Consider the following 16,403-nt stretch of genomic DNA (forward strand, 5'->3'; position numbering starts at 1 on the left):
TAAAGCCGGATATCCCTGTTTCGTATATTGGGAGTCCGGCTTTTTTATGTGAAAATAGTGGAGATAACAAACTTACGGAAACCTTATTTTATTGTTTTACCCTTTATCATTTTGCGGCGATACAAGAAATTCCATGGTGGCTTTAAGACCTCCTTTTTCTTCGTGATTTTCCAGCAGAAAGCGACCGTGATGTACTTTCACAATCCTTGCCACCATCGGAAGCCCTAGTCCATGTCCTTGCCGGACAGCTCCCTTTCTTGTTGATGAATAAGGTAATTCAGTAATTCCTTTCAATTGCTCTTGAGAGATGCCTCGGCCGTTATCTTTTACGATAAACCGATAGTGAGAATGGTCCTTGGATAGAGAGCTTTCCAGTATGATTTGGCACCCCTGTGGGTTATGACTTATACTATTTTGGACAAGATTATTAATTGCTCGGAGCAGTAACTTCTCGTCCCCAATGATCTGAACTGCTTCAACTTCCAAATTCAACTCAATGTTATAACTGCTGTCCAATCCGTTATTCAAAAAATCCGCAGCAGCCTGCCTCGCCAAAACCGATAACCTAGTGTGCTTCAAATTCAAAGGTTGCATATCATACTCAAGCATCGAGACCAGATTCAAATCACTTACAAGTGAGCGTAGCTTCTCCCCTTGGCGGCGTATAATAGCCGCCTGTTGCCTTTGTTCCTGTGGCAAGTCCATATTATCTTCCATTTCGCTTGAATAGCCTAGGATCATCGAGAGCGGAGTCCTGATATCATGAGAAATCCCCGCAATCCAGTTGGAACGTGCTTCATCCCTTGCCTTCAACGCCGCTGTCTTATCCTGAAGCATAGAAGACGCAGAATTTATGCTCTGGGCTATATCAACAAATAGGCCTTTGGAATCCAACTGGACTGCTTGTCCATTGGCAAGATTGTGGATTCCAGTCACAAGAGGACGTATTCCTCTTATGATACGAATGCCTAGCACAACAGAAATCAGTAGAGCCAAAACTACGTTAAAGAGTAGCAGTAAAACCAACCGCAGAGGCATCGACTTTACCCACTCACTAAGGAAATCCAGTTGATACTTCCAATGACTTTTCTTTGGATATCCAATTACAATTAGACCGTCCTCATGCTCCCAGATATAGACTGGATATTCCATCAGATAATAACGTGAGAACTTGGCTACCTCAACAAGATTATAGGATCGAGGAATATCATTAGGCAGATGATATTCCCACTGCACATTCCCATCTTTACTTAGTAGCATGGCCCAAGCATAATTGTTCTCCAACAGCCCAGAGGTGTGTTCATCCAGACCATATCCCCCCTCCCCCTTGTCTAAACCTTGAGATACTTGTTTGAGCAAAGTTTCAGGAGATGGGCGGTTGTTTATTTCCTTGAACAACAGCGTACCCAGCAGTACAAAATTAAAAATTAACAAAAATATCGATACAAAGATGGTCGTAAAAACAAAACGGCGTAATATACGAATTACTCCTTCCACTTAACTCGTTTCCTTCATAAGAAGCTTATATCCCAACCCTCGAACGGTGAGAAGATATAACGGTTTGGAAGGGTTCGGCTCGATTTTTTCGCGGACACGCCTGATATGGACCATCAATGTATTTTCATAACCATAGCTGTCATCCCCCAAACCGCCTGACACAAGGCATCACTCGTGACGATTCGACCTTGATTTTCATACAATTTAACAAGAATTGCATGCTCCTTTGCGGTTAAGGGAAGCTCTTTCGTGCCTTTGTACACTACTGCACTTTCGAGGTCAATGCTTAGCTCACCCAGTCGAAAGATTGAGTGCTGCTTTGTTACTGGAAAAGAGTAGACCCTTTTTAGTACCGCCATCAAGCGTAAGACCAATTCACGTGGCAAGAAGGGTTTCACAATGTAATCATCTGCTCCCAAACCCAATCCGATTAGACGGTCTTCATCCTCGCCGCGAGCGGAAAGAAAAAGAACGGGTGTGTTCGAATGCTGTCTGATAGAAGATAAAAGAGAGAATCCGTCGCCATCTGGCAGCATGACATCGAGAATAACGATATCTGGCTTTTCGTTGCCAAAGTATGACAGGGCTGAAGCACAGTCAGCCACTGAGTAAATACGGAAAAAGCCCTCTTTACGTAAAAAGCTCTCAATCATCATTCTAATTTCTGGTTCATCATCTACAATCAATATTTTTTTATCTTTTATCTTATCCATACTGTATCACCCAATTATATTATACACGAACAATGGAAACTATTGATTTTGGACATTCTAGACATTTAGATTCCGTTATTTTTGATATTGCTGTTGAACTGCCTCAGGCAACTCCTCGAAGCCAACCTCTTTCCAGTATGTAACTCCTCGAAAAAATGTGTGATACAACTGGACATAAGCACCTTCTCTCAATTGCTTTCTTGCTGAAAAAACAAGCTCTCTTTCCTTTCCTTCTTCATTATATGTAGGCAACTTATAGTCGTAACGTCCATTCTCACCCTGAACACCAGATTCGATTATCATCGTATAATACATATTTTTCCCCGCAGGATGATCAGGTGTTAGTTTTTCTGGGGAGAAGAAATAGAAACATAGACATACCCCAATCAATATGATAGACCCCAGTATGAGTAATTTTTTTTTCATTATACAATTCCTCCTTAATGCATCATTATGAAACAATATCTTTATTCTTTAACCTGCGAATAGAAATCAACGAGAATATAATTATATAAGCCATATTTACTACCCAAAACAGGATGTTTTGCAGGTCATTTAGCTTGTCCTGATTCAGTACGCTCATGCCAATGGTGAGTAGAGAGAACGGAAAAAATAACCCTAAGTTCGCAATATACATGGCTAAACCGATAAAAACCGCACACAAACAAATGCCGATGGGTGTAGCAAAACTACGAATCCTTAACGATAGACCTAATTGCAGTGCGATAATAGACAAAGAAGCATACCAGCCACGCATAGCCCAACCTACAACCTCTACAGGAAACGGCCTAGGCAAGGAGAATAAGGTACCTGCTAACCAATAGAGTCCTATGAACAGTGCTTGGACGAACAGAATTAAAAGGCTAACGACAACCAATTTAGAAAGAAACACACTAGCAACTGATACAGGGGATGTCAATATCACATTCCAATTTCTGTCCAGATGCTCAATCCTGTTTACATAGGAACAGCAAATAGCAATCAGGATGGGTAGGAAAAATGCACCGTAAAACAGGATGACTTGAGTCCATAAGCTGTACCAATCATTATTCAAGACGCTCTGATTAAAATAATAATTAGCGCATCCTATCACTAGACTTAGAATAGGAAGAACAGCAAGTACAAGACCAATCCAGGAATGTCTCAATTTAAGCCATTCAGCAGATATGCTTTGTTTCATTAGCTTCCCTCCTCAGATTTCCTGCCGAGTTACATGGATGTTTCCGGCAATATAGAATAGAACAGTCAGCAACAGTGTAATCACTACAATCCCTGAACCAACAGACTGTACCATATAAGTGCCTGAAGATTCCTCATAGAGATAAATAACTGGGCTGAGATCTATATAATAAGCCAGATAAAAATGTGCCTAAAAGCAGCTGGGAACAATCCGGCTGTCATTCCTATAAAGCCCCCCAACATACCTAAACACAAGGAAAATGTCTGGTTTTTGATTGCAAGAGAAATCCATTGCTGAAGTGCCGTAACAGCAAGTGTTGTCAGTAGAGTCCCCGCCATGAACCGAATGAGCAATTCTATTGGGAGATCTCTGGGGAAACCCTTTACCAATCCGAAAACAATCATAAGTAACATTTGTGTAAGGATGCCAAACAAAAGCAGACTATTGGCACAGATATACTTTGCTGCGTATAGCTGACGACGATCCACATTGGTGGCAACAAGCATTTTCCAAGTCACTCCCTTATGCTCCATATCACAAATCCGAGAAACAACAATGGCCGAAATAATCGGTATAAACAAGCCATTCATGGAAGATACGCTAAAAATAATAGATTCCCACACAGCGTGATCAGAATGACTAGAAATAGATCGGCTGGTGGATAGGAAAGCCCACAACATCTCCACTAGAAGAAATAATAAAATCATGATCCAAATTTTTTTTCGACGAATTTTGAAAAATTCAAGTCCTACTATCTTGATCATAAGCTGCGCCCCTTTCCTGTTAGTTCAAGAAAAATATCCTCTAGACTTTTCTTCTGTTCCTCAATCCGGGTGACAGGAACACTATTTTCAACAAGCAAGCGATTCATTTCCGCTACCTCCAGATCCTCAAGAGTTCCTAGTTCAAGACGGTTTCCACTTTTGGCAACTTTGTATCCTTGAGTTAGAAGTAGTCGCTCTGCTTTGCTATTTTCTACGGTTTTTATAAAAATGGTGGTTTTGCTTTTTAGCTGAAGACTTGCCAGTGTTCCCTGGAACAGGAGATTTCCTTCACTAATAATACCTACTGAAGTACTAATCTGTTCGATCTCCGAGAGTAAATGGCTAGAAAGTAAGATCGTTATCCCATATTTCTCAGGTAACGATTTAATTAAATTCCTTATCTCTCCAATTCCAGCTGGATCAAGACCGTTTGTTGGCTCATCTAGGATCAATAGCTTTGGGAAGGAGAGCAGGGCCATTGCAATTCCCAGTCGTTGCTTCATTCCAAGCGAATATTGTTCAGCTTTTTTGTTTTTGTGATTTTCCAGTCTTACTATACGAAGCACCTCATGCACGTTTTTATCTGGCACATTTCGCAGACGTTGCATGACTTTCATATTCTCAAGTCCTGTGAGATGACCATAGTAAGATGGAGATTCAATCAGTGACCCGGTACGTCGCAAAATAGATGTGCGATGTCTACTCAAACATTCGCCGAAAATTTTGATTGTTCCTTCAGAAGGCTTAATGAGTCCCAGTAGCATTTTTAGCGTGGTTGTTTTTCCTGCTCCATTCGGGCCCAGAAATCCGTATATTTCTCCTTCCCTAACATGAAGATCAACCTTATTTACAAAGTTAATATTCCCATAGTTTTTGGACAGGTTTTGCGTTTGCACAATAGTCGAAGTGCTCATATAAAAAGACATCCCCATTCATTTTATATATATTTCTTCTCTTTTCAAGAGTAAAGAATCCACCTTTCCCCAATCTAAAGAGAACCTTACATCAACCTTAAATTACTGACCTATAAAAAGTTATAAAGGAGAACAACATTCTTCCTTCTTCAACTAAACCAGCTAATGGTTGTCAAAATCCTTCAATAAAAAAAAGATTCGCTCATGTTATACTAAAAAAGAGCATGTCAAATAACCTTCCTTTTCATACTTGGAAGGTTATTCGTACTTTGCTAACCTTTTAGCTCTTTGATCCCGAAGATTATTCTGAAAAATCAAAAAATATTTTTATAATGTTTTATGCAACACTAGTGATTACCGATAAATGATATGACCTAAAGCCAGAAATATACTTCTGTTATTTTTTTGTTATTTTTGTAACGAAACTTACTTTACTTAGTCTTAATTATGAAAGGAGGTAGAAATGTGACAGAGTTTGAAAGTATATACACCCAATATTTCCGAGACGTTTACTCGTTTGTATTATCGTTAAGTCGTAATGAAAAGATTGCTGAAGAAATAACACAAGAAACATTTTTCAAGGCTTTAAAAAGCATTGATAGTTTCAATGGCAACTGCAAAATCAATGTATGGCTTTGTCAAATAGCCAAAAACACATACTTTACTTACCTCGATAAACAAAAGCGATATGATACAAACGATATACCAGAACAAATAAGCGAGATTAGCATTGAAACAATGATAGTGAATAAGGAAGAAACCTTCCGTTTACATAAGGTCTTACATTCCTTAGAAGAGCCTTATAAAGAAGTTTTTACATTAAGAGTATTTGGAGAACTGTCCTTTAAACAAATAAGTCAACTTTTTGAGAAAACGGAGAGTTGGGCAAGAGTCACATTTCACCGATCTAAAGGTAAAATTCAAGATTTGTTAAGGGAGGAATAAGAATGAGTAAAGTGTCATGTGAAATAATTAAAGATATGCTTCCGTTGTATTATGACAGTGTATGTAGTGATGATAGCAGAAGAATGGTAGAAGAACATCTTTCAAAGTGTAATAACTGCAAAATGGAGTTAGAAAAAATTCAAGATGAAATCCATATTCCAGAAAAAGATATTATTGAAAATAGGAAGGATAGCAATGTCATAAAAAATATATCTATTTCGTGGAAAAAAATACGATTAAAGTCCTTTATTAAAGGTGGAATAATAAGTGCACTATTAATAACAACAATCATTTTAGGATATGTGGGCTTGTTTAATTGGGAAATCACCAGCGTTGCCACAGATGTAGTGGAAATTAGCGATATAAGTGAAATGGAAGATGGAAAAATCGTATATTATGCCGAAATAAACGATGGATATAGCTTAAATAGAATAAAATATGATATGGACAACGAGGGGAATTTTTATATTACCCCATTACGACCAATAATAAAGAAAGAATCACAACCTCCATATGCATTGGAAAAAATGTATGATTTTATAGATATTAAGAACCAAGAATTAGTCCGTGGCAAGGAGATAAAAACGATTTATTACGGTACACCAAAAGATAAAATTTTAATTTGGGAAAAGGGAATGGAATTACCAAAGACAAGTGCAGAAGTAAAGAAAAACTTTGGATTTGAATAGGATAGAATTTGTCTTTTGTTATTCAACTAATGGGTGCGCTAGTTGAACAAGAAAGGACATAACTTATTAGTCATTAAAATATGTTATGTCCTTTAATTTATTTATCTTTTTTCAAAATAGGTCTTGATAATACATAGAGCTAGGGTTTTACGTTGCTTAACATTATCACTTACTAATAAACATTTGCGTCCAATAATGACCGTTATCGTTGTACCCTATTCCAATATGGGTAAAGTTTCCGTTTAATATATTCGCTCGGTGTCCTTCACTATTCATCCATGCTTGTACCACTTCCTCAGCAGATGGCTGTCCTTGAGCTATATTCTCGGCAGCCGCTTGATAAGTAACACCGAAATCTCTCATCATATCAAAGGGTGATCCATATGTTGGGCTTGTGTGAGAGAAATAGTTATTCTTCTGCATATCATTTGATTTCTCTTGTGCGACCTTACTTAATGAAGCATCTGCTTTCAACTCTGACAACCCATTATTTCTTCTCTCTACATTAGTTAACTCAATGACTTTCGATTCAATGCCAGCAATATTAGAAGCACCTGTTGATGGTTGGTCTGTCGCCTCTTGCTTCGCTTGTTCTTTTTGCTCTCTTTGTTTTTGTGGTTGTTGTGGCTGAGCTGCTTGTTCCTGTGGTTGCTGCGGTTGCTGTGGTGTCGGTGCAGCCGGCTTCTCCTGCTCCATTCTTTCCCTTATTCGTGCTGCAATTACTTCAGGTGATAATTGTGTTCCCTCTGCTATGAAGCGAGATATTTCTTCTTGAGATAGCTGAATACCCTCTGGCAATAAACGTGCTATTTCTTCTGGACTTGGTTGTTGACCACCTTGAGGAACAACAACAAATTCATATTTCGCCTGCTGGACTTGAACCGCTTTCGTATGAGGGAATTGTTCACTTGGAATCGAAGTACTTTCACTAGATAATTGACCTTGTGGCTGATTGAGCGGCTCATGATCTCCCCCCGTTTGTAACCCTCTCAAATATCCTTCATCAATATGCCGGTTTTCCAAGGCTTGATTTCCCATCGGGTTACAAGCACTAAGTAATAAAAGTAAAAAAAACATGTTGGCTATTAGCTTAATTTTTTTTCTTCTATTGTTCATGAAAATGCTCCTTTTTGTGAAAAGTTTTCTTCCTGTTCCTTTTAATGATTTCAAGCATCAAAAGTAGACATAGGAATGTTAGCGTTACTCTAATACTATATCCATATATTGGTTTACATATTCAAGAAGGACTAACATGAAGCAGACTTCAATCAGATGGAGTTTTCACTCCAACTTACCGACGATTAGAACAAGATAAAAAAATCTCTTCATTCAAGATTTTTATTTCTCTTGAAGAAAGAGATTTTTCAGTTTGATATATGCTAGTCATTTAAGTTGATCCAGATTTACATTATGAAAATATGATTATGTTTTTTATTTTCTTAAGTCTGCTTGTTCTTTTTGTTGTTCATAAACTTTCAACAACTCACTTACTAAAATTCCAGAAATCTTCATCCCCGTTATATCACAACCCTCAATTTCCACATTCTTAAGATTGGAATCAATGATACGACTATTCCTTAAATCACATCTCTCCATCACTACCGGAACCTTTTCTTCATCTTCAAGATCCAAATTCACATCATGAATATGAGCTCCAGCTAAGGATACATGGCAAATTTCCACATTTCTCATGTTTGAATCACCAATGGTCGAATGGCTTAAATTCGTATTTGTAATACGAGAATGGCTAAAGTTGATATTTTGAACAGTTACGCTAGACATGTTACCATACGAAAAAGCTGAATTCCTTAGATTAACATTGTGAAAATCAGCATTTTCTAAATGACACCGCCGATAATTATAATCTCGGAGATCTTGATCGGTAAGATACTTATCCATGTGATATGGAAGCTCACCAATCGTTTTATAATAATACCTCTCCTCCTCGTCTTCCCCACTTAACACATAACCGCATTTTTCATAAAAATAATGATTTCTGACACTCTTTTGCGTCGTATCTAATGTCCACAGCTTGACTTCTGGAAACGCCTTTTCTATAAGATCAATGACCTGATATCCTATTCCCTTCCCTTGAAATTGAGGATGCATGTAGAAACGATCGATTCTGGCATGCTCTCTTCCTGTACTAGATACGAGAATAACACCGGCAAGAGATCCATCAGCCATGATTTTAAAATACTTGTGGTCCCACATATGATATTTCTGCATATCTACGGAATGAAAACCGGGAATATAAGGTCTTTCTCCATTATCAAACCATCTTGCTGTTTCATCCTCTTCAACTTCTACCATTAAATCTCTTATTTCTTCTACGTCGTCTTCAGTAACTTTTTCTAATCTAATGATCTGACTCATATAAGGACTCCTTTTCTTATAGATATTTCTCAGGTTTATTTCTCACTACGTTATAACATCTTATAATAAAACACCGTCGCGTCGAATGCTCCATTGGCAGACATGGCGTAATGGGGTATTTGACCGGCTTGAATATACCCTAATGATTGATAGAGCTCGTTTGAAGGATCTCCTTCTCTAGTATCCAGAACCAATAATGATCTACCTCTTGTTGAGCCCTTTCCTCTGCTGCTCTCATTAAGAGTCTAGCAATTCCTTGACGCTGATAATCTGGATGTGTCATTAGTTTTGCAATCTCAGCCCTATGCTGTCCATTTTGCTTTAAGCATAGATGGAGCTGAACTGTTCCGATGATTTTGTTATTCTTTACAGCAACCAGAAGAATGACATCAGGATCTAGTACCTTTTCCCAGTATTTCATAGCCTCCTCAATCTGTAAAGGAGGGAGAAATCCAATAGATGCCCCCCTTCTACTATGTGTATCAACAGCTCCGAAAGATCCTTTATAGACCCTTCAATGGACGATAATTCTTCAATCTGTACATGATTCAACATCAGACTCACCTCTACCAAGAATAGTTTATGGAATATACAATGGAAATGGAGTAAAGTATACTCTTAGTATAAATGTTACTGTGGTCAATAAATACGAAATAATCTATTTTTCATTTCAACTTTTTGGAGAGAAATACTAGATGAGGAGCTTGTACATGAAACTGTATGAAGATTACTTACTTCTTCGATCTCATTTTAGTGCTATACCCGAGGATCAAGAGATTCAGATTACAATGGACCTACTGTCGAGCACTTTATTTTGCTCAACTCGAAATGCCAAGCTGATCATCATCAAAATGATGGATCTACGTTGGATTTCTTTTACCTCTGGAATGGGTCGTGGAAAAACCTCTTTACTAACATTCCATTACTCCAGTCGTGAAATGCTAAAACAAGCTATAGAGTCTATGCTCGCAGATGGTCATGTAGAAGGAACCCTGCAATTGCTTAAAAGATATGGGGATCCTCTATCTAATAGAGAATACTTGCAAAATATTATTCCTACTCACTTTGGCATCTCTTTGAATATTCATAGCCACGAAATGATAGAAACCTTACGTATGCCGATTTTTAGACCACTTAATACCCTAAATCCTGCGGAATCTTTTTTTGCACTCGATACACATATGGTTAAACAGGTTTATAATACACTAGTGGAATACGATAAGAAGGAGCATAAAATCCTTCCAGCTCTTGCTCATTATTGGGAATCAATAAATGAGGGGAAAGAATGGGTTTTTTATTTACGAAAAAGAGCCCTCTTCCATCATCATCAGGAAGTAACAGCTGACGATGTAAAGTATTCCATTCGGAATCTAGTATCAACAAAATCAGCCTGGTTAGTGAGGAATATTGAGTCGATTGAAGTGCTAAATAGATACTGTATTAAGATCAAGCTGTCTACAGCTAACCAACTCTTTCCGATCTTTCTCAGCTATCCTCAGCTATCGATCATCCCTCAATCTGTTCATGGACTGAAGGATTCTTTGCCCATAGGTACAGGCCCTTATAAAGTCACCAAATTTACAGAAGATCTATGTACACTTGAAGCATTTGAATCCTATTATGATCTAAGTCCTCTTCTTGACCGGATTGAAATCTATAATCTTTCACCATTTCAAGATGAAGAGGTTTCATTCAATCGTGAAACAGACCTGCTGTATGTCGATACGGGAGAATCTAACATCAAGAACATCCCTCATTGGGACCAGCAAAAAGAGATTTGCGGTACAACGGTATTAACTATAAATAAGAGAAAAGCTTCCATTATGATGGATCCCTTATTTAGAAAAGCACTGCATCATTTAATCAATCGAGAAAAAATGATCCGTGAGCTTGGCGCTTTAAGAGCATCACCCTCTCATAGTTTTCACTATGAAGAGATAGTAAGCCCTATTGATATAGAATATAACTTGAAATTGGGTCAACTACTTCTTGAACAATCAAATTATGCTGGCGAAACGCTTCAATTATTTACGTACGCTCGACATAAAGAAGACGCAACATGGCTGATCAATGAGTGGCAAAAACATGGCATCAAGATTGATGTCCGCCTTTATTCATGGCATGAAATGCTAGATGAACGAGTGGTATATGAAGCAGATTTGGTTCTTTTTGAAGCAATTATTAGTGAGGGCATTACTCCCATCATCGCATACTACTCTTCTGATAATAGCTTCCTTAAACAACACTTGAGTAAGGAGAACATAGACTTCATTTCTTCTTTTCTAGAAGATCTTTGGGCAAAAACGTCCAACCACCAAGACATCGTATTAGCGCTTAAAAGTATTGAAAAACAACTCTTGGTAGACAACTCCTTGATTTTTTTAAACTATAAATTATTTTCGACCTATCATCACCCCTCGTTTTACTCCCCTGTACCTACCTTCAATGGTGGATGGATTTTAAACATATATGGTTTAAAAGATAGGTTGGCATGTCAACAGCTCAAAGTCATGTTCTTGTTGGGTAGAGAAAACTTTCCAATCAATTTATTAATAAACTCGCTACCCTGGTCTGTTAGAAATCATTCTAGACGACTAAAAGTAGAACCAGAGGTTGCGAACATTTTTTTATTCCCTGTTAATTATTTTTCATTACTATGCAAATACTAAAATTAGAAAAAAAGAAATCCATATATAGAAGGAGTTCTGCATATGACTGAAAAACACATTGTGGCTTTATCATCCACTGAAATTGCAGGGTTATGGGCGACTTATATAAACGCTAGCTTATCAATCTGTATCACTAAGCATTTCTTGCAACATCTGAACAATGAAGATGTTAAGCCTTTAATTGAACTAACATTAGACATCTCAAGAAAGCAGATTGAAGAAATAAAGGGCATTTTTGAAAACGAAAATATTCCTATTCCTAAGGGGTTTACCGATGAAGATATTGACCTTTCAGCACCACCTCTATTTTTCGATTTATTTCCTGTAAGCTATGCTTACGGTGTGAGTCGCATCGGTTTGATGACCTTTGGTATCCTTCTTTCTAACGTTGCTCGCGAAGATATTAGGACTTTCTTCTCTAAGTGTTTAACCTCTGTTTTGGATCTCTATAATACAACAGTAAATTTCATGCTTTCTAAAGGGATATATGACCGCCCGCCAATGATCCCATATCCCGATAAAGTTGAATTTGTTACGGAAAAAGAAACTTTTTTGTCCAAGTGGCTTGAGAAGAAGCGCCCTTTAAATGTTCTTGAACTATCTGAAATGTTTTTTAATATAGAGAGGAATTATTTTGGTTTAATATTGCTGACTGGTTTTATTCAAATTGTTAAAGATGATAAAATAAAGCAATTCCTAATAAAAGGTAAAGAGTTAGCTCAGAAACAAATTAGTTTCCTGAACAATACCTTAATCAATGAAGATCTACTTGGCACTATAATGGTTAACTCAGAGGTGACAACTTCCACTCAGTCTCCTTTTTCGGATAAGCTCATTATGCACCTTGTAGTTTTGCTCAATACCCAAGGAATAACCTATATAGGTCATGCATTAAGTATTTCATCGAGAATAGACCTTGCTTCTGAATATTTACAACTAATCCCTGAAATCTTACAGTATGGGAAAGAGGGTACAGAAATCATGATAGAAAGAGGATGGTTGGAAGAAACACCACACGCTCCGAATAGGAAAGAGTTGGCGAAATATTAGGTTTGAATAGACCTATATTCTTCAAAGTCTTATTCATCTAACGGATGCGTTAGTTGAATAAGACCCAACCCTATTGTTGTGGTAGATGAGAACATTTGTACAAAAAAGAATAGGTTAAGCAGATATACTCACTGCTCTCCTATCCTTCTTGTTCCTACTCATTTCCTATCTTGAAGTGTGTAAGATAGTAAAGAACTCTTTCATAAATTTAGGTAAATCTGGCCAGGCATGACCTGTAACCAGGTTTCCGTCCACATGTAATGTTTCTTCAACATAATGAGCACCTGCTGCCTCTATTTCAGGTCGGCAACAAGAGTAGCCTGTCATAGAACGCCCTTGAATATGCTCACGTACCGTTGTTAGTAGCTGTTGTCCATGACAAATGACCGCCATAGGTTTATTTTCCTGTAAAAAATGAGCTGTAATTTCTTGAACTTTTGGGTTCATTCTAATATACTCAGGGGCGCGTCCGCCTGGAATGATGAGACCGGCAAAGTCCTGCGGTTCAATATCATCTACTGACGCATGAGAATCTATTTTATATCCTTTCATTTCTGTATAGGTTTCCATTTCTGGAAGGAAATCATGACAAACCGTTTGCAATCTTTTTTTCGTTGGGGATGCAATGGTCACATTGATGTCCTCTTCTAGACACCGATAATATGGATAATAAACCTCTAAACAATCTACAGCATCGCCCGTTAATATCAATACTTTTTTACTCACTTCACTCACCTATCCTTTGGAATGAACTTTTTATTTCCTTATAAGATCTAAACCTTCTATAAATGGATATGTCCACCCTCAAAAATATATGAGCTTTTTCTATATCGTCGTTCGGCTTATGGCAACTGGCTGTGCTCTACAGCCTCCAGTAATAGATCTGCTAAGTGCACAGAACGAATCGTATCACTCATTCCTTCTCGTACTACACCCAGTTTCATTTGCAATAAACAGCCAGGATTAGCAGTGACGATGGTATGTGCTTTCGTCTTTTTCACCTTCTCCATTTTATCATCTAGAATTTGCATGGACATTTGTCCTTGCGTTATATTATATATTCCTGCTGAACCACAACACTGATCTGCCTTTTCCATTTCGGTATAGTGTACTCCGTCAATCGCCTTTAGTAATTTTCTTGGAGAGTCAAATGTTTTCATTACATTGCGTAAGTGACAGGAATCTTGGTAGGTTATCACTTGATATGGTAAGGATAGCTCGTTAGCCATAAAGTTTAATTCGACTAGAACTTCTGAAAAATCTTTGATCTTTGAAGAGAAGAACCGTGCCCTCTCTTCCCACTCTGGATCATCCTTAAAGAGATGATCATATTCAGCTAGAAGTGCTCCACAGCCTCCTGCATTGAGCACAATATAGTCTGCCTCCAAGCCTTTGAATGCCTCAATATTTTGTTTAGCGAGAAGCTTTGCCATCTTCTTCTCCCCGCTATGAGCATGTAAGGCTCCGCAGCATCCCTGTGTTTCTGGAATGATCACATCACAGCCTGCTTTTTGCAGCAATTTGATCGTGGCATGATTGGTATTCCTAAACATCGTATCCATTAAGCAGCCAGAAAAGAAAGCGACTCTTTTCACTGGTTTCCCCTCCGCCCTTGCTATTGGCAGGCGTTGCTCGTCCTCACTAAGAGAGGGAATTTCGGGAATGATCTGTTCCATTTGCCTTACATGTTCGGGGACTATTCTTAAGATTTGACTTTTTTGTACAAGCTTTTGTATGCCGCTTTTTTGATAAAAAGAGAGGCATTGATTCACTTTTTTTATTCGGCTCTTATAAGGGAACAACTGATTGAAAACAAGATATCTTAAAAGACGAATGGGTAGAGAGTGTTGCTTTTTCTCTTGAATCACATCTCGTGCCTCTTCAAGTAAGTGACCATATTTTACACCAGATGGGCAGACAGGTTCACAAGCTCGACAACCTAGGCACAAATTTAGCTGTTGCTCAACTTGCTCATCCGGCTCTATGATGCCATCGACAATCCCTTTCATCAAGGCAATTCTTCCTCTTGGTGAAGCTGCTTCATATTGGTTGCTCTGTCCGTAGGTAGGACAGGTGGGTAAACAGAATCCGCACCTCATACAATTGATCAGTTCATCATAATCTAACCGCTCTTGAAATCCTTGTTGGATGGCTTTCTTCTCTAGCTGATTCATGATTGAACCACCACTCTTTTTCGTGAATCTTTGGCAAATACCTTCTCAGGATTCATGATACCCTTAGGATCAAAGGCGTGTTTGATGGCTCTCATGGCAGCGATCCCTTCTTCCCCTAATTTCCAAGATAAATAAGGAGCTTTCATCATCCCCACACCATGCTCACCTGTAATCGTTCCACCTAATTCAATGGCTTTCTCAAAAATTTCTTCAAATGCCTGTTCAACTCGCTTCATTTCCTCTGTATCACGTGCATCTGTTAAACAGGTCGGATGTAAATTCCCATCACCCGCATGTCCAAATGTACATATTTTTAAATCATATTTTTGAGCTATTTTTTGAATCGCTCGGACCATATCACTAATTTTGGAACGTGGAACCGTTGCATCCTCCAGAATCGTTGTTGGTTTAAGACGGGCAAGAGCAGACAATGCGGATCGTCTTGCTTGACTTAGCGCCTCTGCTTCTTCCTTTGACTGGGCTATATTTACTGAAACCGCATTTGCTTCTATACAGATTTCAGATATTTGATGGATATCTCTTTCAACTACTTCTGGAGCCCCATCTTGTTCAATTAAGAGAACCGCACGCACATCTGTGGGTAAGCCTACCTTGGCAAACTGTTCGACCACCTCACAAGTGGCTTGATCAAGAAATTCCAGAGTGGCGGGAATAATTTTATTCGCGATAATAGTAGAGACACACTGCGCCGCTGCTTCTATGTCATCAAAAAGAGCGAGAAGTGTTTTCTTTGTTTCAGGGATAGGAATTAGCTTCAGTGTGGCTTCTGTGAAAATGCCAAGAGTTCCCTCAGAGCCTACAAAGAGCTTTGTCAAATCATAGCCAGCGACATCCTTGGCAAGCTTACCTCCTGTTCGGATGAGGCTTCCATTGGGTAAAACGACTTCAAGACCTAAAACATAATCCTTGGTTACTCCATATTTTAATCCTCTCAAGCCTCCAGAACACTCACTTATATTTCCACCAATTGTTGATATTTTCATAGAGCTAGGATCTGGCGGGTAAAACAACCCCCTCTCTTCAACCGCTTTGATCAGATCAAGCGTAATCACACCTGGCTGTACCGTAGCGGTTAAATTCTCCTCGTCAATCTCAAGAATTTTATTCATATAATGAAAACAAAGAACCAGCCCCCCTTGAGTAGGGCAAGTTCCAGCGCACAAATTAGTCCCTGATCCTCTTGGAACGATAGGTACTCCCTTAGAATGGCAAAGCTTAAGTATCTCTTGAATCTGCTTTTTATCTTGAGGCATGATAACAGCATCTGGCATAGATTGATAGTTTGGTGTTGCATCATAAGAATAAGCTAATCTAGCTTCATTCGAATCGTGAAAACGTTCTCTTCCGACGATTTCAAGCAGCTTCTTTTTTATATCCTTATCCACCTATGAATCCCCCCTTCACTTTCTTA

The 16,403-nt window shown here is 38.5% G+C and carries 13 protein-coding genes and 3 pseudogenes; 4 read left to right on the plus strand and 12 right to left on the minus strand.

What is annotated here, in order from left to right; translation table 11 throughout:
• Window positions 1-96: 96 nt before the first annotated feature.
• The 6 genes and pseudogenes from JCM10596_RS03485 to JCM10596_RS03510 form a co-directional block, all read right to left on the minus strand.
• Window positions 97-1,497 carry a sensor histidine kinase gene (locus JCM10596_RS03485; protein ID WP_025025946.1) on the minus strand — a complete coding sequence of 467 codons (1,401 nt, stop codon included), beginning with the start codon at window positions 1,495-1,497 and terminating at the stop codon, window positions 97-99.
• Window positions 1,498-2,210 (minus strand): annotated as a pseudogene (locus JCM10596_RS23615) (response regulator transcription factor). It lies immediately after the preceding gene.
• Between the two features lie 75 nt (window positions 2,211-2,285).
• A complete protein-coding gene (locus JCM10596_RS03495; RefSeq protein ID WP_025025947.1) occupies window positions 2,286-2,636 on the minus strand; it encodes a YxeA family protein in 351 nt (116 codons plus the stop codon).
• Between the two features lie 25 nt (window positions 2,637-2,661).
• Window positions 2,662-3,390 carry an ABC transporter permease gene (locus JCM10596_RS03500; RefSeq protein WP_025025948.1) on the minus strand — a complete coding sequence of 243 codons (729 nt, stop codon included), beginning with the start codon at window positions 3,388-3,390 and terminating at the stop codon, window positions 2,662-2,664.
• A gap of 12 nt (window positions 3,391-3,402) precedes the next feature.
• A pseudogene (locus JCM10596_RS23620) lies at window positions 3,403-4,154 on the minus strand (ABC transporter permease).
• A complete protein-coding gene (locus tag JCM10596_RS03510; protein ID WP_025025949.1) occupies window positions 4,151-5,068 on the minus strand; it encodes an ABC transporter ATP-binding protein in 918 nt (305 codons plus the stop codon). The pseudogene JCM10596_RS23620 and the gene JCM10596_RS03510 overlap by 4 nt, the downstream one beginning before the upstream one ends.
• A 465-nt stretch (window positions 5,069-5,533) precedes the next feature.
• Here JCM10596_RS03510 and JCM10596_RS03515 point away from each other — a divergent pair, with 465 nt between their 5' ends.
• Entirely contained in the window at window positions 5,534-6,013 is a 480-nt protein-coding gene (locus JCM10596_RS03515) for an RNA polymerase sigma factor (protein WP_025025950.1), read from the plus strand.
• Between the two features lie 2 nt (window positions 6,014-6,015).
• Window positions 6,016-6,702, plus strand: coding sequence for a zf-HC2 domain-containing protein (locus JCM10596_RS03520; protein WP_025025951.1), 687 nt, complete (start codon window positions 6,016-6,018; stop codon window positions 6,700-6,702).
• A gap of 165 nt (window positions 6,703-6,867) precedes the next feature.
• On the opposite strand, the gene JCM10596_RS29980 is transcribed toward JCM10596_RS03520, so the two are convergent.
• The 3 genes and pseudogenes from JCM10596_RS29980 to JCM10596_RS23625 form a co-directional block, all read right to left on the minus strand.
• Complete coding sequence (locus tag JCM10596_RS29980) at window positions 6,868-7,818, minus strand: CAP domain-containing protein (RefSeq protein ID WP_025025952.1); 951 nt, start codon at window positions 7,816-7,818, stop codon at window positions 6,868-6,870.
• A gap of 315 nt (window positions 7,819-8,133) precedes the next feature.
• Window positions 8,134-9,078 (minus strand): GNAT family N-acetyltransferase, encoded by a 945-nt coding sequence (locus tag JCM10596_RS03530; protein WP_025025953.1) that lies wholly within the window; start codon window positions 9,076-9,078, stop codon window positions 8,134-8,136.
• A gap of 50 nt (window positions 9,079-9,128) precedes the next feature.
• Window positions 9,129-9,633: pseudogene (locus JCM10596_RS23625) on the minus strand (GNAT family N-acetyltransferase).
• Window positions 9,634-9,788: 155 nt separating this feature from the next.
• Between JCM10596_RS23625 and JCM10596_RS03540 the strand changes: the two are divergent.
• On the plus strand, window positions 9,789-11,747 hold the full coding sequence (locus JCM10596_RS03540; RefSeq protein WP_025025954.1) for an ABC transporter substrate-binding protein: 1,959 nt from the start codon (window positions 9,789-9,791) through the stop codon (window positions 11,745-11,747).
• 42 nt (window positions 11,748-11,789) lie between these two features.
• A complete protein-coding gene (locus tag JCM10596_RS03545; protein ID WP_025025955.1) occupies window positions 11,790-12,797 on the plus strand; it encodes a DUF3231 family protein in 1,008 nt (335 codons plus the stop codon).
• A 165-nt stretch (window positions 12,798-12,962) separates the two neighbouring features.
• On the opposite strand, the gene JCM10596_RS03550 is transcribed toward JCM10596_RS03545, so the two are convergent.
• From JCM10596_RS03550 to glcD, 3 genes are all read right to left on the minus strand, one after another.
• Entirely contained in the window at window positions 12,963-13,523 is a 561-nt protein-coding gene (locus JCM10596_RS03550) for a DJ-1/PfpI family protein (protein ID WP_025025956.1), read from the minus strand.
• A gap of 116 nt (window positions 13,524-13,639) precedes the next feature.
• The gene (locus tag JCM10596_RS03555; RefSeq protein ID WP_025025957.1) at window positions 13,640-14,974 is read right to left on the minus strand and encodes a (Fe-S)-binding protein; all 1,335 of its coding nucleotides are present in this window, start codon (window positions 14,972-14,974) and stop codon (window positions 13,640-13,642) included.
• Window positions 14,968-16,377: a glycolate oxidase subunit GlcD gene (gene glcD, locus JCM10596_RS03560; protein WP_025025958.1), complete on the minus strand. Its 1,410-nt coding sequence runs from the start codon at window positions 16,375-16,377 to the stop codon at window positions 14,968-14,970. Before glcD ends, JCM10596_RS03555 begins: the two co-directional genes overlap by 7 nt.
• Window positions 16,378-16,403 lie beyond the last annotated feature (26 nt).

Source organism: Caldalkalibacillus mannanilyticus JCM 10596 (assembly GCF_000615945.1).
In the GTDB taxonomy this organism is placed as follows: domain Bacteria; phylum Bacillota; class Bacilli; order Caldalkalibacillales; family JCM-10596; genus Bacillus_AT; species Bacillus_AT mannanilyticus.